6 protein-coding genes are annotated in these 5,738 nt (G+C 61.9%); 4 read left to right on the forward strand and 2 right to left on the reverse strand.

Annotation, left to right across the window (positions count from 1 at the left end; all coding sequences use genetic code 11):
* Positions 1–17 precede the first annotated feature (17 nt).
* Both A3764_RS26425 and A3764_RS10660 read left to right on the forward strand, forming a co-directional pair.
* A complete protein-coding gene (locus A3764_RS26425; protein ID WP_443069374.1) occupies positions 18–173 on the forward strand; it encodes a hypothetical protein in 156 nt (51 codons plus the stop codon).
* A complete protein-coding gene (locus A3764_RS10660) occupies positions 173–1,372 on the forward strand; it encodes a phosphopentomutase (RefSeq protein WP_067926199.1) in 1,200 nt (399 codons plus the stop codon). Before A3764_RS26425 ends, A3764_RS10660 begins: the two co-directional genes overlap by 1 nt.
* Before the next feature lie 102 nt (positions 1,373–1,474).
* Here A3764_RS10660 and A3764_RS24050 read toward each other — a convergent pair whose 3' ends face one another.
* Entirely contained in the window at positions 1,475–2,680 is a 1,206-nt protein-coding gene (locus tag A3764_RS24050) for a hybrid nucleoside-diphosphate sugar epimerase/sugar transferase (protein WP_082851155.1), read from the reverse strand.
* Between the two features lie 293 nt (positions 2,681–2,973).
* Between A3764_RS24050 and upp the strand changes: the two genes are divergently transcribed.
* Positions 2,974–3,615 (forward strand): uracil phosphoribosyltransferase, encoded by a 642-nt coding sequence (upp, locus tag A3764_RS10670; protein WP_067926334.1) that lies wholly within the window; start codon positions 2,974–2,976, stop codon positions 3,613–3,615.
* Between the two features lie 90 nt (positions 3,616–3,705).
* A complete protein-coding gene (locus A3764_RS10675) occupies positions 3,706–5,268 on the forward strand; it encodes an SPOR domain-containing protein (RefSeq protein WP_067926195.1) in 1,563 nt (520 codons plus the stop codon).
* A 22-nt stretch (positions 5,269–5,290) separates the two neighbouring features.
* Here the strand turns inward: A3764_RS10675 and A3764_RS26335 are convergent, their stop codons facing one another.
* A complete protein-coding gene (locus A3764_RS26335; protein ID WP_443069375.1) occupies positions 5,291–5,707 on the reverse strand; it encodes an SGNH/GDSL hydrolase family protein in 417 nt (138 codons plus the stop codon).
* Between the last annotated feature and the right edge of the window lie 31 nt (positions 5,708–5,738).

Consider the following 5,738-nt stretch of genomic DNA (forward strand, 5'->3'; position numbering starts at 1 on the left):
TGTCGGACGTCTGCGCATTGGGGACCCGCGTCGAAAAGGGCGATCCGCTTGCTGTCGTTCACGCGAGGAACGAGACCGAGGCGGAAGAGGCAGCGCAGAGCCTCCTGGTCGCCATCGAACTGGGGTCGGAGCCGTTGCCGCCGACCCCGCTCATACTTGACAGGATCGGCTGATGGCCCGCGCTTTCTTGGTAGTAATGGATTCCGTCGGCATTGGCGGAGCGCCGGATGCAGGCGAATTCTTCAACGGCAGCGTCCCCGATACCGGAGCAAATACGCTCGGCCATATCGTGGAGGCTTGCGCGCAGGGCAGGGCAGAAGAGGGGCGCTCCGGCCCGCTCCATGTGCCCCACCTCAACAGCCTTGGTCTGGCACATGCAATGGAATTGGCGGCCGGTGAGGGCCCTGCCGGGTTGCCCCGCGTCACGCCACATGGCCGCTGGGGTGCCGCAACCGAAACGTCCCGCGGCAAGGACACGCCATCGGGTCACTGGGAACTCGCCGGGTTGCCGGTGCCCTGGGACTGGCACTATTTCGAAAAGACCGAAGAGTCCTTTCCGCCCGACCTCATCGATCATGTCGCCGAAGCGGCGGGCACCGCCGGTATCCTCGGGAACTGCCACGCCCCCGGTACCGCGATCATCGAGGCGCTGGGCGCGGAGCATATGCGCAGTGGCTGGCCCATCTGCTACACCTCGGCGGACTCGGTCTTCCAGATTGCCGCGCATGAGAAGACCTTCGGGTTGGACCGCCTGCTTGAGCTTTGCGAAGCGGTGGCACCCCGGCTCCATTCCATGAAGGTCGGTCGGGTCATCGCGCGCCCCTTCGTGGGGGATGCGGAAAACGGGTTCGAGCGGACGCCCAACCGGCGTGATTTCGCGATCCTGCCCCCCCGCCCGGTGCTGACGAACTGGGTTCAGAACGCGGGCCACGCCGTGCATGCGATCGGCAAGATTGGCGATATTTTTTCCATGCAGGGTATCGACCGGGTCAGCAAGGGGACGGATGCGACGCTGATGGACCATCTCGCCGCCGCTGTCGAAGAAGCCCCCGAAGGGTGTCTGACCTTCGCCAATTTCGTGGAGTTCGACAGCATCTATGGCCACCGCCGGGACGTATCGGGCTATGCGCGGGCGCTCGAATGGTTCGACGCGCGATTGGGCAAGGTACTTGAACGTTTGCGCCCTGAAGACATGCTTTTGCTGACGGCCGATCATGGCAACGACCCCACGTGGATCGGTACGGACCACACCCGCGAACGCGTGCCTGTTCTCGTGGCCGGAACAAGGGCAGGATCTCTGGGACAGATAGGATTTGCCGATGTGGCGCCACTGGTGGCGGCGCATCTGGGAGTGACCATTCCGGAGGGCTGAGTCGCTTGAAGAAAGGCCGGCAGCTCAACGATCGGATGTTACCCGAGCCAACCGAGGGTCAACTCAATCGCCAATGTTTGGGCTGATAGAGAGCCGCTGGCGCTAAGCGCTAGTCTTGTCGCCTTGACCTTTGCCCCTGATGGTCGCCAATACAAGTTTAAGGTCCAGTATCAGCGACTGCAGCCGAATATAGCGCGCGTCCCATTTCGCCAGTTTTTCCGGATCGCTCATATCAATATCGTTGACCTGGGCCAAACCGCTGATACCCGGCTTTACCTCGAACACACCGCGGGCTTGCCGGGCCTGAAATAGATCCGTCTGAACAGGTAGCCCGGGACGAGGGCCAATCAGGCTGATTTCATTTTTGAAGATGTTCCAGACCTGAGGCAGTTCATCGATCTTGGTGCGCCTCAAAAAGCGACCGATCGGCGTAACAGCCGATTGCGATACCTCGTGGGTTCCCAACTGAACCGTTCCATCCTGCATCGTACGGAATTTATAGCAGGTGAACGTCTTCCCATGCTGGCCTACACGGTCTTGCGCGAAAATTCCGGGCCCGGGCGACCCGAAGCGTATCAGAGCCCAGACAATCAAAAGCGCCCAACCCATCACGACAATAACCGCGATGGCAAAGAGGAGGTCGATCCCTCGCTTGATTATCGCGTAGGCAGGGTTGTTTGACTGCCCATTGGATAAGATCACCGTGTCTTGTTTGCTGTCAGAGTGCAAAATAAAGTCGGCCAATTCGCGGGCTTCCACCGAGGGTTTGAGCGCGAGGAGGAAAGTCTTCAGCGAACTTTCCACAACCGGCGGCACTGAATTGAGAAAGGCCAGCTTTCCGTTCCATTGAGTTCCGCGCACGAAAGGAAGATAGACGTTGATAACCTGAAGGCGGGTGAATTCAGATAAACCCGCGACGGCGGCACGCTTGCTTTTGGCATAGAGGGATAGATTCTGCTCATCCAAGGCATGTACCGAAGATATGTTGTAGAACCTCTGGATGCCGCAGGCCTCTGCCGACTTTGCCGTTTGGATCGTAAGTTCTGTATTCACCTTGTGGAAATCGGCTTCAGTTCCCTCCTGGTCGTTATTCAACACAGATAGATGGACAAGCGTATCGAAGCCTGCCGCCTTCGCTTCCAACTCTTGAAAAGTGCAATATTCCAGTCCGGGGAAGGTTTCCCGCAATTTACTTACATCTCGGCCAACGAGCAAAATGGCATCGCATTGCGCTTTGAGAATGGGAACAATATTTTGACCAACATATCCCGAGGCGCCGGTAATTACGACTTTCAAAGGAAGCTCCATGGATAAGTTAGCTGGTAAAGACGAGCTAATTGGGACGAATAATTTCAGATGCTTGCAGGGCGCATTGCGCGAAGTTTCTATATGTCACGCACAGCAGGAAGGCCAGTGGCATGTCCGGGGGCGGCATCGGCGAACTTTCAGATTGCATGATCAAGTTCACGCCGATCGAAGATACTGATCAGAACCCCAAGACGCGGCAGCCTTCCGGTCGCTACATCAGCGAAGGAAAGTTCCGCCGCCTTGCGATATCGCGCGTTTCGCGGCAGAAGCGGAAGAACCGAAGGAGCCCGCCCATGACCGATACACCCGAACACCTCAAGATCGTCGATCATCCATTGGTGCAGCACAAGCTGACGATCATGCGCGACCGCGATACCCCCACGGCGGTTTTCCGGCAGTTGCTGCGAGAGATCTCCCAGTTGTTGGCCTATGAAGTCACCCGGGGCCTGCCGATGACGACCAAGCGCATCACCACCCCGATGCAGGAAATGGATGCCCCGACGCTGGACGGCAAGAAGCTGGCGCTCATCTCGATCCTGCGGGCGGGGAATGGTCTGCTGGACGGCGTGCTGGAACTGGTTCCTTCCGCGAGGGTCGGTTTCGTGGGTCTGTACCGCGATGAAAAGACGCTGCAGCCGGTGCAGTATTATTTCAAAGTCCCCGAAGGCCTTGATGACCGACTGGTCATTGCGGTAGACCCGATGCTGGCCACGGGCAACTCCTCTGCGGCGGCGATCGATTTGTTGAAACAGGCGGGTGCCACGAACATTCGCTTTCTTTGCCTGCTCGCCGCACCCGAAGGCGTGGCCCGTATGAAAGAGGCGCATCCGGACGTGCCCATCGTCACTGCCGCGGTGGACGAGGCACTGAACGAGGTGGGTTACATCGTGCCCGGACTCGGCGACGCGGGCGACAGGATGTTCGGCACGAAATAATCCCCCGAGGCGGTCGAATTGTGCCCCGGACCGCTTTACTCGATTCGCGCGATGAGGCATCGTGGACACAACATTGTGTGGGGGCACGACATGAAGATCACAAGGATTATCACTATCGCCCTGCTTTCGGCCACGGTCGGAACCGGTGCAGTTCAGGCGCAGATCAGGAACCAGCTGCCAGCCGAGTTCCCGCCTGCAAGCTACAAGGGCAAGCAATACGTGGACAGCAAGGGCTGCGTATTTATCCGTGCAGGGATCGACGGCAACGTGACCTGGGTGCCTCGGGTTTCACGCAAGCGGCAAACTGTCTGTGGCTTTGCCCCCACCAATCTGGGGCAGGTGGCCGCCGCGCCGCAGCCCGCACCGGCGGTGGAGCAGATTACGCTCGATAATGCACCACGGCAGCCCGCTGCTTCCACCACGGCGCCTGTGCGCCGCACGACGCCGAGGGCCACTGCGGCCGTAACAGCCCCCGTGGCCCAGCCGAAGCCCGCGCCGCGGCGGGTAACCACGGTGCGCCGTGTACCAAAGCCTGCGCCTGCGCCGGTCGTGGTGCGGCAGACCGCCCCGCGGCCCGCGCCGGTGATTGTCTCGCGTCCTGCGGCTGTCGCCCCCACACCCAAGCCTGCCTCCCCGGCGACGGTGACCACGCGGCGTACCGCTTCGGTCTGCCCGGGGGTTTCCGCGATGGGCCAGCGCTATCTGCCTACGAACGGCAAGCTCGCTGTTCGCTGCGGCCCGCAGGCCGCGCCCATCGTTCCCTATCATGGCACCGGGGTGCGGACCGCGCAGCCGAGCAATCGGACCAGCGCCGTTGCACCGGCGCTGCAGCCTGCGCCCGTCCCCGCGGCCCGGCCTGCGCCCGTAACGGCCGCCCCGGCCGCGCAGACCGCGGTCGTTACTGCGCCGGTAGCCTCCCGCGTCGCGCGGCCTGTTGTCCCCGAGATTACTGGGCAGACCCGTGTGGTGCCGAAGCATGTGGCCATCAATCGGTTGAATACCCGGAACGTTGCCGTGCCGCAGGGCTATCGCCGGGTCTGGGAAGACGGTCGGTTGAACCCGAACCGGGCGGAGCAAACCCTGAGTGGCCGCGCCGATATGATGCTGATCTGGACGAATGAGCTGCCCCGCCGGCTGATCAACCAGCGCACGGGCAAGGATGTCACGGCTACGGTGCCGCTCGTCTATCCCTATCTCAGCATTGCGGTGCAGCGCCGTGAACTGGGTGTGGTGAAAATCGTCCGCCGCGATGGCGTGGTTGTGAAACAGGTCATCCGCAACGGCACGTCCGCCCGCGCTGGCCGCCAACCTGTCTATTCCAGCCGGTCCACCCCGAAGGCCAGGCGCCACGCCAAGGTCGCGCAATCACCGGCAAGAGCCAGCGTGCAAAGCGCCGCCGCGGTGCGACAGGCTACAACCGGCGCAGGTGCCAGTTTCGTGCAGGTCGGCAGCTATGGCGATCCGGCCAATGCCCAACGCGCCGCCCAGCGCATTGCCGCGATGGGAATGCGCGCCCATATCGGGCAGGCAAGGTCCGGCGGTCGTACATTGATGATCGTGCAGGCGGGTCCCTTCACCGGGGATCAGGCTACCAGAACGGCGATTTCGCGCCTGCGGGGTGCCGGATACCGGGACGCATTCGCGCGCCGCTGACGCGCCACTTCGTCAGACATGATCAAAGCCAGTCGGAGACGATCCGGCTGGCTTTTCTTTCACCCCATTCCGCGTAGAGGCTTGCACTGGGATGAAACCCGTCCTGTGCTATCAGCGAGGGGTCCATCGGCAGGTCGAACGGGACATGCACCGCATCGGATGTGCCGTGCAGCAAGGCGGCCAACCCTTGGTCAAATCGGGTGGCCTGACGCCCCAGCGTCCAACGCAGGGGATCGGGCAGTAGCGGGAAGCTTCCGACGGGCGGTACGCCGGAAACGTAGATGCGCCGGGGTCCGTGAAGCAGGCGCAGGCGTTCGAGCAAGGCGCCCTGCCGACGAAGCCAGAGGGGATAGGGCACCAGACGCGTCACGTCATTCACNCCAAGCGCGGTGATGATCACGTCGAACGGTTCCGGTTTGGCCGTCGCCAGATCGGCCAGTGTGCTGCCGGTGGTGGCCCCGGTGCGGGCC

Source organism: Sulfitobacter sp. HI0129 (assembly GCF_001635395.1).
Taxonomy (GTDB): Bacteria; Pseudomonadota; Alphaproteobacteria; order Rhodobacterales; family Rhodobacteraceae; genus Sulfitobacter.